The organism is Polaribacter sp. ALD11, assembly GCF_002831685.1.
Taxonomy (GTDB): Bacteria; Bacteroidota; Bacteroidia; order Flavobacteriales; family Flavobacteriaceae; genus Polaribacter.
Genome location: NZ_CP025119.1, coordinates 2,694,946 through 2,713,619 on the forward strand (window position 1 = coordinate 2,694,946; position 18,674 = coordinate 2,713,619).

Genomic DNA, 18,674 nt, shown 5'->3' on the forward strand with positions numbered 1-18,674 from the left:
TGTCTTTAAAATTCTCGTTATTATTCTAAGATTATTTTTTTGTTTAATTTCCCGTTTTCTGTTTCAAGTTTTACTAAGTAAATACCTTTAGACAATTGTGGTAAAGAAATATCTTTAACACCAGTAGAATTAAAAGAAGATTTCATTACTTGTTTACCAAGCACACTGTACATGGTAATAGTAGAAGCTCCTTTTGGTAAACCAGTTATTCTTAAATTAGCATTGTCTAATTTATAAATACTTACATTTTCTAAAGCAACATTTTTATCTACACTTAAAGATTTTTGAGCAGTAGTATGTATGTAAAACCTCCCAGTTCCACTTAGTGCTTCATTTAAAGTAATTTTGTAAGTACTTTTGGCTTTATCTAAACGTGTAAAAGTATTTGTTTCTCTATCTTCTAAAAATAACTTTATGTCTGTAGAAAAGTTAGTAGCGTTTAAAGAGAATATCATTTTTTTGCCAGCTGCCGCTTTTACACCAACAGGAATCACCATGTTTTCAAGATCAGCATTTGGTAATGTTTGTATTGCTAATTTTTTACCTTCATTATTAGCAAGTAATTCTGTAAATACTGAAAAATCAGAAGCTACACCATCAAATATTTTAGAATCATACCCATTATCAAATCCTTTTGTTTTGTTCTCTACGTAAAAAACTTTGGTAGATTTTTTATCTTCATTATTTTGAACAAATAACTCAAAAGACGGTTTAGGAGCTTGTCTCATAAAAGTATCTGAATTTTGATGACTTTGATTAGAGGTAGCAAAAGTAACATTTCCATTAGAAGCTGCTTCTACAAAGAACCCTTGTCCTGGGGCAATTTCTACTGGGCTTACATTGTTGTATGTTGTGTAAGATGTTCCGTTCCATACCCAAATAGTTTCTTCACTAAGCAAACTTGTATTTGTTGCAGCAAATGTTGCAGAGTTTACAAAAGCTGTAAACGGATTACCAATTAAGTTGAAATTATTTCTTGAGCCTGTAGCTATTCCATAATTAACAGGTGTTGTATTTATTGTTCCTGTAATAGACAGGTCTGTAGCAGTTGCTAATTTCACAGATAAACCAATTCCAGGAGTTACAGCACCTGATATGCCAAGTTGTGCATAAAGCCAAGGTGCACCTATAGTATTTGAGTAAAACCCAATACCAATATTAGAACCGGTTCCTGTAGCAAAAGTTGTATTACTGATAATATTTTGCAAAGTTTCACCTGCAACAGGTGAAGAAATTAAATGCCAATTTGTATCTGTTATATTTCTTTTATAAGTTATAGTACCTGTAACAGAGCTTTGTGGTATAAATGACGCTCCAGAATTAATTGTTAAATTATTAAATGTTACAGCAGAAGTAGCTGTTGGGTAATTTGTTAATCCATTTGGAATAATAATGTTTGCATTTGTTGTAGGGACAACATTGGTACTCCAGTTTAATGAGATTCCCCAAGTATTATTAAATGCTCCTGTCCAGGTATAAACTGGAGGTGATTGAATTGTAACATTAGTTGTGGAAGAATTAGAACAAGTACCTGTAGTTGTATAAGTAACAGTGTAAGTAGCAATAGTAGAAGCAGAAAGGTCAATTTCTCCAGTACTTGCATTAATACTTAAACCAGCTGTAGAGGAGAATGTACCTCCAGCTATTCCTGTAATTGTAGGTGTTGGGTCTGTATCGTTAATTGCATAGTTAGCAGAACTATAACTAAATGAAGCATCATCTATAGCATTAACTGTTATCGAAAAACTTTCGGTACCATCACATAAACCTAGTGTGTTATAAGAAATTGTGTATGTCCCAGGAGTAGACGCTGATAAGTCTACGGTTCCAGTATTTGTATTAATACTTAAGCCAGTTGCAGAACTAAAGTTACCGCCAGATACACCTGTAATTGTTGGTGTAGGATCAGCAGCATCGATACAATATGCAGCAGCATCATAACTAAACGAAGCATCTTCTCTAGGTGTTACTGTAATGTCTATGGAAGCACATGAGCCTGGTGTAACACATCCACCTTCACCTCTAACGTAATATGTAGTGGTTCCTGTAGAGTTAGGTGTAACTATTGTTGAAGAACCAGTAACTGTAGCTACAAGAGTTCCTCCACAAGAACCTGTATAAACTTTCCATTCTGTAGCATCATTTTTGTTTCCTGAGATACTCAAAAGAGCGCTGTTTCCGCTACAAATTGTACCAGGAGCAGAAGATAGTGACGGTACGTCTGGGTTTGTACAAGGAGGAGGACAAGTAATATTTGGGCTATAATTAGAAGGTGTTATAGCAAAGGGTGTATTGTTGTCATGGCTCCAGTTTGTATAATCATTTATCTGGGCTCTAATAGCAGCAGCTGTTCCTGTTAATGTACCTATATATTTTGCATTGTCTTTTTCCGTTCCAATTGAAGGGAATAAAGAAACACAATTGGTACCATTTGTTAAGCCAGTAGGTAGTGCTGATCTAGCTGTACCTAATGGGGCTACAGTAGGATCATTCCATTTGGTAGTGTTATCTAGAGCTAGTGGAGTTCCATTTCCGTCATCACCGTTTACACCAGAAATAAAAGTTGGCGTGGTTACTGGCTCTGCAGTTGCTGCTTGATAAGCTAATACTTGGTCACCGCCAGTAAGACTCCAACTTGCGCCAGATTCTAAAGTTGCTGTTGCTCCTGAAACATTACACTCAATTGTAAAAGTACTAATGCCAGTTTCGTTAATGTGAACAACTGTACCACAAGGAAGTCCGGCAGCAGGTGCTGTGTATTTTATATGTCCTTCGGTAGTTCCTGCCCAAGATCCGATACCTACAGTATTCCAACCTTCTTCGGTAAAGAATATAACTTCGTTAGCAGGAATACTATTTAAAGTTATAAATGCAAAGTTGTCTGAAACATCTGTATTGTAGCCAATAAAAGCGATATCTCCAACAGCCATTTGCGCTTGCAAAAAATAACTTGTTAAAAATAATGAGCAAATAAGTAGTAGTTTTTTCATAATTGTTTGATTAAAAATTTATTAAACAACAGTTTATAATTTATTGATGTCAAAAATAAGTTAAGCTATTGGTTAAAAAAATAGGTATTTATACCTGTTTTTTTAACCAATAGCTTAACTTATTAAAAATTAATGACATAGATAAGAATTAAACCACCCTTGGCTTGTACTTTCTTCTTCTGTAAGTTTTGCTAAGTTAAATAGATTGTTTTTGGGTAATTCTATGATTTGTTTTCGAATAACATTATTGTTTTTATCTACTTCTTGATCCCAGATATAGTGCGCAAAATTTGTTTTATTAAATGGATTGTTAAAATTTATTTTTCCTCGAGGACCATCAATATTAATTTCTTCTATTGATTTTTTTAATGATTGATTTTTTTGCTGTAATGTATTTTTAATAACCAAACCGTTTTCATAACCAAGTAATGCAAAAAAATCTGGTACTTTGTCATACGTTTTTAGGTACATATCTGTAAATTTCTTATTAGAATCGTTCTTAATGTCTTTGTACCAGCTTGATATTGTTTTAATTGCTTTAAATGTTTCAGGAGATTTTTTAACTAAGCGATCTTCTGAAGAAAATGGTAAAGCGTATATGGGATATTTGTTATGAATATTGTTTTTTTCGATAAAATCTAGATGCTCTTCCGCAAATATTCCGTTGTGGAAAGCAACAATTGCTTCTGGGTTAGATTTTTTAATAAAAAGATTCATCAGTTCACTTTCATTTTTATGAGGTTTGTGCGGGGTAATATAATGACCTGCAAATTGGGTAGTTTCTTGGTTTTTTATTCCAATTTCTAATCCTTTTATAAAACCGTAGCCAGATTCGTAATAACAAGAAGAGGTTGTAATTTTTTCAATATTATTTTTAGAAAAGTGGGCTATTAATTTAATTAATGAATCTTGAAGACCTAAAGTGTTTTGATAAACACCAGTTGGTGGTTTTATTGCAAAATTAGTTCCAAAATTTGCGGCAATTAATATTTCTTCATTTTGCGAAACAAATTCTGCTATTTCGGCAAACCCATAATGTCCAAATAAGCCAGTTGTTAACTTAACTTCTTCTTGGATATTTAATTTTTGAATGCTATTTATAATTTGTTTTGGGTCTGAACCAAAACCTGTACCTTCAATTAATAGTTTATAAGAAATGTCTTTTAAACCAAGTTTTAAACCATTGGTAAAAGATTTTCCTATTTGTTTATGCGCATTAGATTGAGGTAATATAACACCAATTTTATTTTCCATTTTGTATATAAAATTAAAGGAGAGCATTAAATATCTCCTTTATTTAAAATAGATGATTAACTTCTTGATGGGAAAATTCCGAATAAAGCAATACAAACATTAATTCCTAAGAAAGGGTTTCTAGAGTGAATAGGTAAGCTACTACCAGCAAGACTAGTTGTTCCAGAAATTACTACACCGCCAAGTTTGTCGGTTGCATTTGGATCTTCTCTATAAATGGTTGGCATTGAGCCGTCAGTACCTAATGAATTTGCTCCTTCTCCAGATTCGCTAGTATCGTTATCGTTGTTAGTTGTATAAACATCTACGCTTGCGGTTCCGTTAATTAAAGAATGTGCATGCGAAGGCATATTTGCTTGAGTAACATATAAATCTTCTGTACCTCCTCTTTGGCCCCAAGCAATTGTAGAAAGTCCTGGTCCATGACCAGTATGTACTATACTTCTTCCACGTAAATCTGGTAAAGCAAAAGTTGTTCTTCCATCTCCACCAAAAGTGGTGCCTAAAAGAGAAAATAATGCAGAATTAGATGAAATAGCCTGTATTTGTCCGTCACATTTTGCCCAAGTTCTTGGTGCAAAACTAAAACCAAATGGCTGAATTTGTCCTATAAATGGATCCATAGTTATAAATTTAAGTGGTTAATATTTTTTTTCAAATCTATAAATATCAGCTAATGGATTTTAGAGTTTAAATGACTGATAAGTAAAAAGGGTATAAATACCTGGTAAGTATGTGTTTATGTTCTTAAAGTTAAAGTGAAGACTGTTATATGTTAAAGTCTGGAGTAATTTCTATTAATTTTTTTTGAATGCCATAAATAACCAAACCTGCTACATTTTTAGATTGTGTTTTTAAAAGTAAATTGTTTCTATGGCCTTCTACTGTTCTCGGACTTATAAAAAGCTTCTCTGCAATTTCTGTAGTAGTATTTTGTTCACAAATAAGTTCTAAAACTTCAAATTCTCTTTTAGAAAGCAGATTTTTATCTAGATCGCTTTTTATTCGTTTTCCACTAGATGATATAATGTTTTCATGAATAATTTTTAATACTTTTTCATCGTAATAAAATCCTTTTTCATGTACTTGGTTTATGGTGTGAATAACCATTTTTGGACTTGTGGTTTTTAGAAGGTAAGAAGATGCACCAACGTCAATCATATTAGTAATAAAAGATTTGCCATCATAACTAGTTAATGCAATGATCTTAATGTTTGGGTGTGTCTTATGAATAACCTTAGTAGCTTCTACACCATTCATTTCTGGCATTTTTAAATCCATTAAAATAACATCAGGAAATTCTTCTGTATTTGCTATAAAGTCTACTAATTCTTTTCCATTTTCAGCTTCAAAAATAACATTGAAGTTCTTTTCTCTGTTTAGTAAAAAATGAATTCCACTTCTAAAAAGTTGTTCATCGTCTGCAATAACTATATTAATTATATTCATCTTATAGGGGGGCTTATACTATTATTGATATTTTAAAACCTTTATTTTTTGCGGTATTAATAGTGAAGCTTCCTTGTAAAAGTGCTACTCTACTTTCAATATTTTTCATTCCTAACCCTTTTTTACGGTTTAGATCGTTTGCATTAAAACCAATACCATCATCAGTATAATTAAAAAGTAAGGTGTTGTTTTTTGTAATTATATGTATAGTACTATTCTTTGCATTACCGTGTCTTATAGAATTATTAATTAACTCTTGTGTAATTCTAAATAAGTGTAATTCTTTTTCTGGGACTAAGTATTTTTTTGGATATTTTAAATTGTATTCTATGGTAACTTTTCTGCTATTGTTAAATGAATCTGCAAGTTCTTCTATAGCGTCTTTAAGGCCGAATTCACTTAAAATAGGAGGTAACAAGTTGTGCGCAATTTTTCGAGCACTTTCTAATGTTTTATCGGTTGCCTTTAAAATACTATCATTTACAAGTGAATATTCTTCGGGGCTTAATTCTCCATCTTTTAAAAGGTTGGCATTTAAATTAATTACATTTAGTTTAGAACTAATATCATCATGTAAATCTTGTGCAATACGTTTACGCTCATCTTCTTGCGTAACAATAATAGCTTGTATAATTTCTTTTTGATGATTAATTTCTAGGTTTTTTTTCTCCAACTCTTTTTCTACTATCTTTTTTCTTGAGAAAAAGAAAAATAGTAAAAGAGCAACCCCCATTAGGAGGAGCAATAAAACACCTGTTAATACAATAGCAATCACTTGGTTTTCTTGAGTTAAGAGTTCTTCCATTAGGGGATTTTGTAAGACAAAACAAAATTACGGAAAAATAAGTTATCGTAAATATAGTAGATTATATGCTGTATTTATAACGCTTTATAAAAATCGGGTATTTATACTTGGTTTTGTTAATTAACCTCAAGTAGCTGTATATTAATTAATTGTGTTTAAGGATTTTCTAAAGTTTTTATACCATTCTGTAAAAATTAAGATTTGATAAACTAAATAAATAAAGGCATTTAAGAGCCAAATATAATTTTTGAAAGAATGTTCTGAAGTTGAACCGTTAATAAGATTACCAACAGAGAATAAAAAAGTACTAGAAATTAAATAAATAAAAACACCAGAATTTAGATAAATAAATTTTTTTGTAGCATTTAAGTTTTCTGAAAAGAATAAGATAGAATAGAAGACTAAAGGTAAAGAGGTTATGATGACTTCTGTTAAATTAAATTTAAAATAATCTAGAGGGTTTATATAATAAATTATAATAATTAAAAAAGGGATGATAAATAAGAATAGGTTAATTAATCTTTTTTTAATTTTAGATTTTAAGATAGATTTATAAAAAAAACTCAAAAATAAAAATTGCCCCACAAAATAATAATGAGATAAAAAAAGATTAGATATTTGTTGACGACTTAAATAGGAAACACGCATTTGTAGAATAAGACAAAACAAAAGATAATAACAGATTATTTTAAAAGCTATCGATTTTTGTCGATAGCTTTTAAAATAAAGAATTGTATTAAGAGCTAAAATAAAATAGCCTAAATATATTAATACATATTTAAAAGTCATTAATTAGGGCCATTTAAAGGGCTATCTGGATCACAACTAGATGGACAAGGCTCTGAAAAATCGTAAATTTCTCCACCTTCATCATCTAAACTAATTCCGTCTAAAGAAGAAATCATGTCTTTACCATTTTTATCTACACCAACAATCATTAGTTTTTCTATATATACATTTTCACCTTCAACTTTTAATTTTTCTACACCAATATAAGCTCTAACACTTGCGGCACCTTCTAAAATAGCTTCTTTTAAATCTTTTAAAGGAATGTTAAAAGCTCTACAGTCTTGATGTGCGTTATAAGAAGACTCCATTGTACGCCATCTTTTAGTCCATTCTTTTGCAGTTTTTAAACTAATAGTGTTTCTAGGGTTCGGTTTTGGTACGTCGTTTGGTTGTTTTTCCATGTTAAATAGTTTTAAAATTTATAAAAAAGTTTGATTAGATGATAAAACTAAATAAAAATAAATAGAAACGATGTCTTAATACCTGTATTTTAATGTAAAACAGGTGTTTTCACCTATTTTATAAATTAATATTTTTAGGTGTTATACTTTATTCAATATTTAAAAATTGTGTAATTTCGTACCATGTCTGCATCTTTAGAACTTCAAGTAAAAACCTTACCAAATGAACCGGGTGTTTATCAGTATTTTGATAAAAACGATGTAATTATTTACGTTGGTAAAGCTAAAAATTTAAAGAAAAGGGTTTCTTCTTACTTCAATAAAAATCATGAAAATGGTAAAACTAGAGTTCTAGTAAAAAAAATTGTACAGATAAAACATATTGTTGTAGATACAGAAACAGACGCTTTATTATTAGAGAATAACCTAATAAAAAAATACAAACCACGTTACAATATTCTATTAAAAGACGATAAAAGTTACCCTTGGTTGTGTATTAAAAAAGAACGTTTTCCTAGAATTTTTATGACCCGTAGCGTTATAAAAGATGGTTCAGAATATTTTGGCCCTTATACATCTATTAGAACGGTTAGAGTTTTATTAGATTTAATAAAAGAGCTGTATCCGTTAAGAACTTGTAATTACGATTTAAGTTATCAGAATATAAATGAAGGCAAATATAAAGTCTGTTTAGAATATCATTTAAAAAATTGCAAAGGTGCTTGTGAAGGCTTAGAAACCGAAAGTCATTATAACAATTCTATTAAAGAAATTAGAAATATTATTAAAGGGAATTTTAAAGAAAGTTTAGATAAGTTTCAAGAAATGATGTTAGATTTTGCAGAAAAAATGGAGTTTGAGGAGGCACAGAAAATTAAAGAAAAACTTGATTTATTAGGTAATTATCAATCAAAAAGTACCATTATAAATCCGTCTATAAATAACGTAGACGTTTTTTCTATTATTTCTGATGAAACCCATGGTTATGCAAATTTTTTAAAGATTTCTAATGGATCTATTATTCAATCTCACACTACAGAAATTAAGAAAAAATTAGATGAAACAGATAAAGAGTTATTAGAGCTTTTTATTGTTGAAATAAGACAGCGTTTCAATTCTCAATCGCCAGAAATTTATGCACCTTTTAAAGTGAATATGGGTGAAAGTGTAAAAGTTACGGTTCCTAAATTAGGAGACAAAAAACGCATTGTAGAACTGTCTGAAAGAAATGCAAAATATTATAGAATGGAGCAATTTAAGCAAGTACAAATTGTAGATCCAGACAGGCATGTGAAACGGATAATGGCGCAAATGAAAAAAGATTTACGTCTTTCTGTAGAGCCACGTCATATAGAATGTTTCGATAACTCGAATATTCAAGGAACACACCCTGTTGCAGCTTGCGTAGTTTTTAGAGACGGAAAACCAAGTAAAAAAGAATACCGCCATTACAATATAAAAACGGTTGTTGGGCCCGATGACTTTGGTTCTATGGAAGAGGTGGTTTATAGAAGATATAAGCGTTTGTTAGAAGAAGAACAGTCTTTGCCACAATTAATTATTGTAGATGGAGGAAAAGGACAATTATCATCTGCATTAAAAAGTTTAGAGGTTTTAGGTTTGCGAGGTAAAATTGCTATCATTGGTATTGCGAAAAGGTTAGAAGAAATTTATTACCCAGATGATCCGATTCCTTTGTATTTAGATAAAAAGTCTGAAACATTAAAGATTACTCAGTATTTAAGAAACGAAGCACATAGATTTGGAATTACGTTTCACCGAAATAAACGGAGTAAAAGTGCTATAAAATCTGAGTTAGAGCAAATTCCGGATGTAGGAGCACAGACAATTACAACTTTATTGCGTAAATTTAAGTCGGCAAAACGTGTTAAAGAAGCTTCTTTAGAGGATTTAAAAATAGAAATTGGCCATTCTAGGGCTATGAAAGTGTACGAATATTATCACCAAAAGAAATAATGAAAAAGAAATTAATTTACTTGTTTTTAATTTTTACAACCGTAATTTTTAGTCAAAATAAGCAACCTAAGGTTGGTTTGGTTTTAAGTGGTGGTGGAGCCAAAGGATTTGCACATATTGGTGTTTTAAAAGCAATAGACAAAGCTGGTATACAAATAGATTATGTTGGTGGTACAAGTATGGGTGCTATTATTGGTGGTTTATATGCTGCGGGCTATTCTGCAAACCAAATAGAAGAAGTTATTTTAAAAACAGATTTTTTAACGTTGATTAGAGATCGCTTACCAAGAAATTCAGAAACTTTTTTTGAAAAAGAATTTGGAGAGAAAACAGTAATTACGCTTCCTGTAAATAAAGGGAAAATAGGATTACCAAGAGCAATTTCTAAAGGACAAAATGTATTAAATCTATTATTAGAATTATTCGATTCTGTAGACGGAAATCAAGATTTCTCTAAACTTCCTATTCCTTTTTTCTGTATTGCTACAGATGTAGAAAATGGTTCTCCGGTAATATTAGAGAGTGGTTCTTTACCAATTGCTTTAAGAGCTAGTGGTTCTTTTCCATCACTTTTAAACCCCGTCGAAGTTGAAGGTAAGCTTTTAGTTGATGGTGGTATTGCAAATAATTTTCCTGTAAGTATTATGAAAGACAAAGGAATGGATATTGTAATTGGCGTAGATGTCGAAGGAAAATTATTTCAGAAAGAAAAAATTAATTCTGTAGTTGCTTTGTTAAATCAGATTATGAGTTACCAGATGTATCGCAAATCAGATGAAGAAATAAAAAAGTTAGATGTCTATATTCATCCAGAAATATTTAATTATAACGTGGTAGATTTTGACAAAAAAAATGAAATTCTAGAAAAAGGAACTGTTGAAGCAGAGAAATTTGCAAAAGTTTTTGAAGAAATAGCAGCGAAACAAACTGTGAAAAAGAAAAGAAAAACGATCAAATTTAGTACAGAGAGGTTATTAATATCAAGTATTGGTATACAAGGAGCATCTAATTACACTAGAGCTTATGTTTTAGGTAAGTTAAATATTAAAGAAGGAGATAGTTTATCTAGAGCTGACATTACTAAAAAAATACACCTGCTCTCTGCAACAAGAAATTATAATAGAATTGAATACAATTTAATTAAAAAAATAAAAGGTAGTTATTTATTAGATTTTCAATTAAAAGAATCTAATGAAAATGCCAATTTAAAGCTTGGTGTTCATTATGATTTATTGTATAAATCTAGTGTTTTGGCAAATTATAATCAAAAACATTTATTTAAAAATAATGATTTATTTTCTTTAAATATGATTTTAGGAGATAACTTAAGGTACAACTTAACTTATTTTGTAGATAATGGTTTTTATATAAGTTATGGTTTTAGATCTAGATATAACCATTTTAGAAGTAACTCTAAATTTAATCAGGTTTCTGGCTTACCAAACGTAAGTAGTATTAATTTGAGTTATTCAGACCTTAGCAATCAAGTATTTTTTCAAACAACATTTAATAGAAAGTTTGCGTTGGGTTTGGGTGCGGAGCATAAATGGTTAAAAGCTTCTACAGAAACACTAGCTTCTACAACAAGCCCCGAAACAATTCTAGATAAAAGTAATTATTTAAGTGCTTTTGGGTATTTAAAATTAGATACGTATAATAAAAAATATTTTGCAACTAAAGGGTATTTTGCTGACTTAAATTTTAAATGGTATGTAGCTTCATCTGACTATAATAACGATTTTAGAATGTTTTCTCAAGCAAAAGGTACCTTGGGTTTTGCAACAACTCTTGCAGACCGGTTTACATTTCAAATGACAAGTGAAGCAGGTTTTACGCTTGGTAGCCCAACTTCTAATACATTCGATTTTTACCTTGGTGGTTATAATCAGAATTATATAAACACCTTTGTTTCTATGTACGGTTATAAGTTTTCAGATTTATCTGATAACTCCTTTATAAAAACGCAGTTAGATTTAAGATACAGAGTTGGAAGCTCACATTACTTTTCATTAATAGCAAACTATGCAAGGTTAGAGGATAATGTTTTTAGAGATATTAATCTTTTTGATAATATAAAATCTGGATACGCAGTTGGTTACAGTTATGATTCCTTTTTGGGGCCTATAGAGCTAAAATATAGTTGGACACCAGATCATACAGAAGGGTATTGGTTGTTTAATTTAGGGTTTTGGTTTTAAATAAAACGCATAAAAAAAACCATGAAATTCATCATGGTTTTTTTAAAGTTATATAATGTTTAAACTCTAATTATTCTGTTTTGTACTTAAATAGAATTCTTCATATGTGTTTAAGAGGTTCATTAAAGCAGAAATTAAATCTTTTGTTTCTAATAACAAACTAAAATAAAGTGTTGTGTTTTTAGGACTTGTTTCATCTGTTCTAATTCTTGCTACTTGCTTTTCTATAGATGCGGATACATTTTTGAATAACTCTTGCTTCTCGATTAAAATATCACTTAAATTATCAAAAGTTCTTTTTTCAAAAACATCTGCAACTTTTAATAATAAAGAAGACAATTCTTCATCTATATGCTTTAAATCTTTTAACTGACCTTTCTTTAAATTTTTATGATTGTTGTTTACGTGTTTGTAACTTGCTCTAGAGATATAACTAATAGACTGTGCAACATCTTGTAAATAACCTAAGACCATAATATAAAACCTACTTGCTTGTACAGAGGTTTCGTCTAAAGATTTAATAAAATAGAAAACACCGTCTTTTAATCCGTCTATCTCATCATTTAATTTACCAACATGTTTATCTGTTTTACGTAATTTATTTAAATCATGATTTGCTAAATCGTTTACAACATTAGTGTATAATTTATTTACTCTATCTGCAACACCCGAAATATGATCTGCACTTTCTTCTATTACACCATTTATTGTAATTAACTCCGCTCTTTCTATATATACCTGTTTTTTCTCTTCTTTTGTTTTTCTTCTGTGAATTAAAGAGTTTCTTCCAATTAAAAAAGCAACAACTGCTAATAAAATAGGAATCATAACCATGTCCCAGCTAATTAAATAAGCAACTAAGGCCGCGGCTAAGAATGCTGTTATTGCAGTTAGAAACCAACCACCAATTACATTTAAAACACCAGCTACTCTATATACTGCGCTTTCTCTTCCCCAAGCTCTATCTGCTAAAGAAGTACCCATAGCCACCATAAATGTTACATAAGTTGTAGATAATGGTAGTTTCATAGAGGTTGCAATAGATATTAAAATACCAGCAACAATTAAATTTACAGAAGCTCTTACTAAATCGAAAGCAGGTAACTCGTATGTTTTATCTTTTGGTAATTCTATTACAGGTTTTGTAAACTTAGAGTCTATATATGCTAAGGTAGGTTTTGGTAAAATGTATCTAATTCCTACATTTATTGCCATAGCAGTTCTTACGGTAACTCTAGATAGCGGGTTTGGTTTAAATTTCTCGTGTCCTTCCCCTTGTCTAGATAAATCGATACCTGTTTTAATAACGTTCTGTGCTTTACTAGAGGTCCATAATGTTACTACCATAACAGCACCAGCAACAAGTAATAACCAAACATTAGATGGTACTTTTTTAGCTAAAACACCCATTGAAAAAGCATCTGCTGCAACACCAGAAACTTCCCAAGCTTGGTAAGAGTTCCATGCTGCAATTGGTACGCCAACAAAGTTTACCAAATCATTACCAGAAAATGCCATTGCTAAAGAGAAGGTTCCAATACCAATAATTAATTTTAAGATATTTACTTTAAACGCTTGTATTAATATTTGTGAAATAACTGACCAAACAAGAAAACTTCCCGCAATAATTGTTAATGTATTTCCTTCAATTAAAAACTTTACATCTTTATAAAAAGGAGTTCCTTTCATTCCTTTTATAATGATGAAATAAGTAATTGCTGTTATAGCGAAACCACCAAATAAAGCACTTATGTATGTTGGTCTTTTATCAAAATTAAATGAATATATTAGTCTAGAAACAAACTGAACAATAGCACCAATTGAAAATGCAACAATTACAGAAAGGAGAATTCCTAGAATAATTTTAGTTGCTGTTTCGTGGTTTATGTAGTTCCAAATATCGCTAAAAGAATGTGCATCATTTGCAGAAATTTTTATTAAAGAAATACAAACCGCTGCTCCTAATAATTCAAAAACAATAGAAACTGTTGTAGAAGTGGGCATTCCTAAAGAATTAAAAATATCTAGTAAAAGAATATCTGTAATCATTACCGCCATAAAGATGAACATGATGTCTTGAAACATAAACATGCTAGGATTAAAAATACCTTTACGTGCAACTTCCATCATACCGCTAGAAGTAATAGCTCCCATGAATACACCCAAACTAGCAATAATCATAATATTTCTTACTGATATTGCTTTAGATCCAATTGCTGAATTTAAAAAGTTAACAGCATCATTACTAACTCCTACTACTAAATCTACTATAGCTAAAACAGCTAGAGCTACTAACATTAAAATATATGGATCTCCCATTTTGTTTGATTAAATTAAGTTTTGCAAATTTACAAACACAAAAAGTTGTGAATGTTATGTTTATGTTATGTTAACTGATATTAAAAATGAATATCTACTTGCAGTCTATAAAGCAATTGATTTGCTTTAAAGCCAATGTCTGTATAGCCTACGTCTGTTTGAATTTTTAGTTTATGGCCCGAAATATATTTAGATAGCCCTAAAGTGTATTGATTTTCTGCACCTTTTCCTGTAATATTTCTGTCTAAAGTTACGTTTGTGTAACGTGCAGAAACTTCTACCGTTTTAGACACTAAATAACCTGTTTGTAAATTTAAGCCATTACCAATTTGTACTTCATTACCTGTTAAAGATCCGTCTGAGTTTTTTGCCAAAGCATCTGTGGCATTTCTATTTGCGTATTCTGCCATAAAAGAAAATCCTTTGTGTTTGTACATGGCGTCAATAAAAAGTGTAGATATGTTTGTTGTATAAAAACCAATGTCATTTACCATATAAGAACCTTGGTTACTTCTTGTTTTAGAGGCATTGTTATTAAAATCATATCCAAATCCGAGAGATAGTTTTGGGTGCTGTTCAAACTTTAAATCACTTCCTTTATAATCTCCTTTACTTTTAAAATCTCCGAAAGGGAATAATTCGACCCTTGTTGTGTATTGATAACCACCAATATTTCCGGTAGTAATATTTCTTCCTTCGCCTTGTGCTATAGAAAAAATTTCTTTTACTAAAAATGTATCTGTAAGGTTAAAATAATGTCTTAATTGAATTCCAATATCTCGATCTATAGTAAATCTGCTATTTAATAGAGACCTGTCTACTTGTTGCAAGTTTGCAGATGAAATAATACGCTCTCTATTTCCTGGTAGTTTTGTTTGCCCGAACCACAAAAAAAAGTTTCCAGAGAAATTCCATTTTAAAACAGCATCTAAAATATATCTTGGAGCATTACTAGTGTATTTCGACGCACCAGATTGGTCTCTATTAGATAAACCTAATTCAAGTTTATATTTTAATTTGGGTGAATATGCAAATCCATCAAACTTTAAACGAGATCTTCTAATTAAAAAAGAAGTAGCAGAATTAGAAAGACCATTACTAACATCCCAACTAGAAGTGGCAAGAGTTTGAAACCTTAAACCAATTTTCATAGACCAAGTACTGTCTTTTCCAATCAAATTAAAGAGTCCTTTTCCAAATTTAGGTGCATTGGGTATATTAGTTTCTTGTGCATTAGTGCTTAGAAAAGTGCACGCACAAGCTAGCATTACTACGTTGTGTAGTATTGGTAATCTCATAATTAATAGTTTTTGTCGCGACAAAGAACTACTAACAATGTTAAGTTAATGTTAAAATAACATTAAAAAATAAAAACTGCCTTGGCCAAAGGCAGTAAGTCATATAAAATAGTTGACAAAAACTAATTAATTTATGATGACATTCTATCTAGAAAGATGTTACAAATATCTAGTCAATATTTAAAATTGATGTATTCTTTAAATTAATAAATTGTTAATAAATATTAAGACTTAACATATAGGTAATGTTTCAGTAATACAAGCATAATTTAAAGCTAACATATAGTTTACAAAACAAACGGACTTTTGCCGATATAAATAACGAACTATAATGAAGAAAATATTATTTATTGCTTTTATAGCACTAAGTCAAGTATTAATAGGCCAAGACAAAGGAACTTTGAAAGGCTTATTAAGGGACAAAGAAACAAATAATGAGCCTTTGCCTTTTGCAAACGTATTTATTAAAGGAACTACATTTGGGGCAACTACTGATTTTGATGGGAATTACTCTTTTAAAATTCCTACAGGTACACATGTAGTCTCTTTTAGTTTTTTAGGTTATAAAACAGTAGAGAAAACCTTTACTATAAAGGTAGGAGAGACTTTAGAAATAAACCAAATTATGTCTGCAGAAGAAGGTGTTGGTTTAGATGAAATTGTAATTAAATCTTCTACTAGTAAAGAGTCTGCCAATGCTCTTTTATTAGAACAAAAAAAAGCGACAGTAATAAAAGAAAGCATTGGAGCACAAACCTTAGCAAAAATAGGCGTTTCTAACGCAGCAAGTGCTACTACTAAAATTTCTGGAGTTACTAAAAGTGAAAGCTCTGGTAGTATTTATATTAGAGGTTTAGGAGATAGATATTTATCAACGACTATGAATGGTTTGCCAATTCCTTCGGATGATGTCTCAAACAAAAATATTAATTTAAATCTATTTTCTACAAACGTTATTAAGAATGTGGGTATTAGTAAAACATATACAACTGCTAGTTATGCAGATCAAGGTTCTGGTAATGTAGATATTAATTCAAAAGAATTTATTTCTAATGCATATTCTGTATCGTTGTCAGGAGGTGTAAATACAAATGTTTTAAACCTTTCAAATGACTTTAGAACAACAATTATTAATAATGATGTTAGTTTAGGGTTTCATAATAAAACTTATGCATTACAGAACTTAATAACTCTTCAAGGTTGGGATACAGAAACAATCTCTACTCCAATTAATTTTAGTGGTTCTTTTTCTGCAGGACAGAAGTTTCAAGTTCTAGGAAAAGAAGTAGCTGTCTTCTTAACAGGGTCACATTCTAAATCTTTTACACACCAAAAAGGAATTTTTAAAACGTACAGATCGAATGTTTTAAATAGCGATTTTACAGATGCGGAAGAGTATGGTGCTGTAGCAAACACTACAGGTTATGTGAATTTTAGATTAAAATTAAACGACAGTAATAAGTTAAAATATAATACACTTTTTGTAAATACAGGTACAGACAATTTGTATGAGCAAGGTAGAAATGGTTTGGGGTATGTTTTTGATCAAGATCCTCAAGAAGAAGGCGCTTTTGTTAGAGATCAAAACTTTAAACAAACAACAATGTTTGTAAATCAGTTATTAGGAGAGCATGAATGGAGTGAAAACAACACTTTAAATTGGGCTGGAGGTTACAATTTTGTTTTAGCAGAAGAGCCAAATAGAATTAGAAACGAAATAAATATTTTAGATATTACAACATCTCCAGAGATACAATACTCTCATGTTGGCGATTATCAACAAAGAAAATCTAGTCAAAAAATACAAGATACAGAATATACTGCTTTTGTAGAAAATAGGTGGGCTTTAGGTTTTAAGGATGAAGATGATAATAAACCTTATTCTTTAAACTACGGATTAAACTATAGACATAAAGAAAGAACTTTTAAGTCGTTATTTGTTGGTGTAAGGGCTAAAGGGTTCAAGGCTCCGTCTATAGATGAGTTGTCAGAAACATTTACAACAGCAGGTTTTAATAATGGTCTAAGGTTAAGGGTCGGTGAGACAGATAGATATAATGCAGATTTAGATATTCTTGCAGGTTTTGTGAATTTCGATTTTAGTTTAGATAATAATTTATCAGGTAATTTAGGATTGCGTTTTGAAAGAGATGAATTAGATGTAACGTGGGATGTTACCAATTACGTTGGTAGACTTGGTACTTTTAATAGAGTGTATGAAAGTTTGTACCCAAGTGTAAATTTAAAGTATGAGTTAAAAGAAAATCAATATTTACGTTTTGCTTCAAGTGTAACACAAACTCTACCAGAATTTAAAGAATTAGCTCCTTTTGAGTATGTTTCTCCAACGGGTAGAGTCATAAAAGGAAATCCTAATTTAGAAAAATCTGATATTTATAATTTTGATTTAAAATATGAAGTCTTTCCTAAAAGAGGGCAATTGTTTTCAGGAACAGCATTTTATAAACAAATTAAGAATCCAATTACTTTAGCACAATCAAGAGGTTCTTCTGGTAACTTTGTGTATTCAAATAGCGGTAAAGAAGCAAGTGTTTATGGTTTTGAATTAGAAGCTAAAACTGATTTAATTAAAAATGCTGATGATGAAGGAGTTTTAAACCTAACAGGTAATATTACTAAAATGTGGTTAAAGCAAGATTTGCTAGAAGATTTTCAATATAAAAATATTACAAAATCTAGTTTACAAGGGGCATCAGATTTTATAGCTAATGGATCTTTAAGTTTTAGTAATAAAAAAGAAAAAGAATTTATTGCAACGCTAACTGGTAATTATTCTTCAGACAAAATTTTTGTATTAGGTTCTCCAGAAGATTTTGCAAATAGTGCAGAGTTGTATAATGATGAGATTATAGAAAAAGGTTTTGTAACACTAGATTTAGTTGTAAGTAAAGAATTAACAAAAAACTTTACAGTAAAATTAGTAGGTAAAAATTTATTAAACCCAGAAATAAACCAAACACAAAAAGTAAGAAGTATAATTTCTAATATAGAAACGAATGAAACTGTATCATCTTATAAAAAAGGAAGTCAGTTAACATTTAGTATTAAGTATACATTCTAGTTATTAACTATTACTTAACAAAGCTATTAAATTAATAAAAACCCTAACATACTATTAATCTTTAGGTAAAGAAAAAGAAAGGTTAAGGTACTTTCTTTGTAAAAATTAAATA

At 30.2% G+C, this 18,674-nt stretch carries 11 protein-coding genes; 3 read left to right on the top strand and 8 right to left on the bottom strand.

Translation table 11 applies throughout. The features are described 5' to 3' along the window. Positions 1–20: 20 nt before the first annotated feature. The 6 genes from CW731_RS11860 to CW731_RS11890 all read right to left on the bottom strand — a co-directional run bounded on the left by CW731_RS11860 (position 21) and on the right by CW731_RS11890 (position 7,688). Positions 21–2,990: a T9SS type A sorting domain-containing protein gene (locus CW731_RS11860; protein ID WP_100946932.1), complete on the bottom strand. Its 2,970-nt coding sequence runs from the start codon at positions 2,988–2,990 to the stop codon at positions 21–23. A 129-nt stretch (positions 2,991–3,119) separates the two neighbouring features. Then, positions 3,120–4,244 (bottom strand): ABC transporter substrate-binding protein, encoded by a 1,125-nt coding sequence (locus CW731_RS11865; RefSeq protein WP_157812226.1) that lies wholly within the window; start codon positions 4,242–4,244, stop codon positions 3,120–3,122. 56 nt (positions 4,245–4,300) lie between these two features. Further along, positions 4,301–4,867, bottom strand: coding sequence for a phage tail protein (locus tag CW731_RS11870; RefSeq protein WP_100946934.1), 567 nt, complete (start codon positions 4,865–4,867; stop codon positions 4,301–4,303). A gap of 145 nt (positions 4,868–5,012) precedes the next feature. Continuing rightward, positions 5,013–5,693, bottom strand: a complete 681-nt coding sequence (locus tag CW731_RS11875; RefSeq protein ID WP_100946935.1) for a response regulator transcription factor — start codon at positions 5,691–5,693, stop codon at positions 5,013–5,015. A gap of 13 nt (positions 5,694–5,706) precedes the next feature. Continuing rightward, positions 5,707–6,498, bottom strand: coding sequence for a sensor histidine kinase (locus CW731_RS11880; RefSeq protein ID WP_100946936.1), 792 nt, complete (start codon positions 6,496–6,498; stop codon positions 5,707–5,709). Positions 6,499–7,286: 788 nt separating this feature from the next. Next, positions 7,287–7,688, bottom strand: coding sequence for a hypothetical protein (locus tag CW731_RS11890; RefSeq protein WP_100946938.1), 402 nt, complete (start codon positions 7,686–7,688; stop codon positions 7,287–7,289). 183 nt (positions 7,689–7,871) lie between these two features. On the opposite strand from CW731_RS11890, the gene uvrC reads away from it, so the two are divergent. Together uvrC and CW731_RS11900 are read left to right on the top strand one after the other, a co-directional pair. Next, entirely contained in the window at positions 7,872–9,665 is a 1,794-nt protein-coding gene (uvrC, locus tag CW731_RS11895) for an excinuclease ABC subunit UvrC (RefSeq protein WP_100946939.1), read from the top strand. After that, positions 9,665–11,863 carry a patatin-like phospholipase family protein gene (locus CW731_RS11900; protein WP_100946940.1) on the top strand — a complete coding sequence of 733 codons (2,199 nt, stop codon included), beginning with the start codon at positions 9,665–9,667 and terminating at the stop codon, positions 11,861–11,863. Before uvrC ends, CW731_RS11900 begins: the two co-directional genes overlap by 1 nt. A 66-nt stretch (positions 11,864–11,929) precedes the next feature. Here CW731_RS11900 and CW731_RS11905 read toward each other — a convergent pair whose 3' ends face one another. Further along, positions 11,930–14,182: an inorganic phosphate transporter gene (locus CW731_RS11905; RefSeq protein WP_100946941.1), complete on the bottom strand. Its 2,253-nt coding sequence runs from the start codon at positions 14,180–14,182 to the stop codon at positions 11,930–11,932. An 80-nt stretch (positions 14,183–14,262) separates the two neighbouring features. Further along, the gene (locus CW731_RS11910; RefSeq protein WP_100946942.1) at positions 14,263–15,480 is read right to left on the bottom strand and encodes a porin; all 1,218 of its coding nucleotides are present in this window, start codon (positions 15,478–15,480) and stop codon (positions 14,263–14,265) included. Between the two features lie 331 nt (positions 15,481–15,811). On the opposite strand from CW731_RS11910, the gene CW731_RS11915 reads away from it, so the two are divergent. Then, entirely contained in the window at positions 15,812–18,562 is a 2,751-nt protein-coding gene (locus CW731_RS11915; RefSeq protein ID WP_100946943.1) for a TonB-dependent receptor, read from the top strand. Positions 18,563–18,674 lie beyond the last annotated feature (112 nt).